Origin of the sequence: Burkholderia sp. BCC1999, assembly GCF_905339975.1 — a bacterium.
Taxonomy (GTDB): domain Bacteria; phylum Pseudomonadota; class Gammaproteobacteria; order Burkholderiales; family Burkholderiaceae; genus Burkholderia.
Genome location: NZ_CAJPHP010000051.1, coordinates 1 through 1,937 on the forward strand (window position 1 = coordinate 1; position 1,937 = coordinate 1,937).

Below are 1,937 nucleotides of genomic sequence, written 5' to 3' on the forward strand. Positions count from 1 at the left end.
TACGTGAGCCACGGCATCACCGGGCCGCTCGGGATGCCGGTCGGCATCTCGGTGCGTCCGGAGCGCATCCACGTGTCGCGCGAGAAGCCGGGTTCGAAACACAACTGGGCGCGCGGCGTCGTGACCGACATCGCGTACATGGGCAGCTACTCGCTGTACCACGTGCGCTTGCCGAGCGGCAAGACGGTGGTGTCGAACCTGTCGAGCTCGCACCTGATGAGCGACAACGCGCCGGCGTGGAACGACGACGTGTTCGTGTCGTGGTCGCCGGCCAGCGGCGTCGTGCTGACGCAATGAGGAAGACGCGATGAGAACCTCTGCTTCCACGCCTTCCACGCCGGTGTCTGCCGGCGCCGCGAGCACCGGCACCGGCCGGTCGCGCCCGGGCCGCTTCGCCGCGCTGTCGCGCTTCCTGCCGTCGGGCCGCAGCGTCGCGATCGGCGTGCCGTTCCTGTGGCTCGCGGTGTTCTTCGCGCTGCCGTTCGTGCTGGTGCTGAAGATCAGCTTCGCCGACCAGGTGATGGGCATCCCGCCATACACGTCGCTCGTCGAGTTCAAGGACGGCGTCGTGCACTTCGCGCTGCAGCTGTCGCACTACGCGTTCCTGCTGCAGGACGACCTGTACATCGCGACCTACCTCAGCTCGCTGAAGATGGCCGCCGTGTCGACCGTGCTGTGCCTGCTGATCGGCTATCCGATGGCGTACTACATCGCGCGCTCGGAACCGAACCGCCGCAACGTGCTGATGATGGCCGTGATGCTGCCGTTCTGGACCTCGTTCCTGATCCGCGTCTATGCATGGATCGGCATCCTGAAGGATGACGGCCTGCTGAACCACACGCTGATCGCGCTGGGCATCATCCATACGCCGCTGCGCCTCTATCACAGCGATGCGGGCGTCTACATCGGGATGGTCTATTCGTACCTGCCGTTCATGGTGATGCCGCTGTACGCGCACCTGGTGAAGATGGACCTGACGCTGCTCGAAGCCGCGTACGACCTGGGCGCGAAGCCGTGGGTCGCGTTCACGCGCATCACGCTGCCGCTGTCGAAGAACGGGATCATCGCCGGCAGCCTGCTGGTGTTCATCCCGGCGGTCGGCGAGTACGTGATTCCGGAGCTGCTGGGTGGGGCGGACACGCTGATGATCGGCCGCGTGATGTGGGATGAATTCTTCAACAACATGGACTGGCCGATGGCGTCCGCGGTGACGGTCGCGATGGTGCTGCTGTTGCTGGTGCCGATGGCGCTGTTCCAGTACTACCAGGTCAAGGAACTGGAGGAAGCGAAATGATCAAGCCGAGCAAACCGCTGTCGACGGGCGTCCTCGCCTTCGGCTTCCTGTTCCTGTACATCCCGATCATCAGCCTGATCGTGTACTCGTTCAACGAGTCGAAGCTGGTGACGGTGTGGTCGGGCTTCTCGCTGAAGTGGTACGCGGCGCTGCTGGAGGACGACGAGCTGCTGACGGCCGCCTGGCTTTCGCTGAAGATCGGCCTGCTGACGGCGACCGCGTCGGTCGTGATCGGCACGTGGGCGGGCTTCGTGCTGGCGCGCTTCGGCCGCTTCAAGGGCTTCACGCTGTACACGGGGATGATCAACGCACCGCTGGTGATTCCGGAAGTGATCCAGGGCATCTCGCTGTTGCTGCTGTTCGTGGCGCTGGAGCAGATGTTCGGCTGGCCGAAGGGTCGCGGGATGGTGACGATCTGGATCGGTCACGTGATGCTGTGCGTGTCGTACGTGGCGATCATCGTGCAGTCGCGCGTGAAGGAGATGAACAAGTCGCTGGAGGAGGCCGCGCTGGATCTGGGCGCGACGCCGCTGAAGGTGTTCTTCGTGGTGACGCTGCCGTTGATCTCGCAGGCGCTGCTGTCGGGGTGGCTGCTGTCGTTCACGCTGTCGATCGACGACCTGGTGCTGTCGGCGTTCCTGTC

At 64.5% G+C, this 1,937-nt stretch carries 3 protein-coding genes; all 3 read left to right on the plus strand.

Annotated elements, in window-relative coordinates:
* Positions 1 to 297: TOBE domain-containing protein (locus U5809_RS34475; protein ID WP_322089835.1), on the plus strand; the 297-nt coding region annotated here is incomplete at its 5' end.
* Between the two features lie 10 nt (positions 298 to 307).
* Positions 308 to 1,294: an ABC transporter permease subunit gene (locus tag U5809_RS34480; protein ID WP_322089836.1), complete on the plus strand. Its 987-nt coding sequence runs from the start codon at positions 308 to 310 to the stop codon at positions 1,292 to 1,294.
* Positions 1,291 to 1,937 (plus strand): ABC transporter permease subunit (locus tag U5809_RS34485; protein ID WP_322089837.1); only part of this gene is annotated, 647 nt, incomplete at its 3' end. The genes U5809_RS34480 and U5809_RS34485, both read left to right, overlap by 4 nt.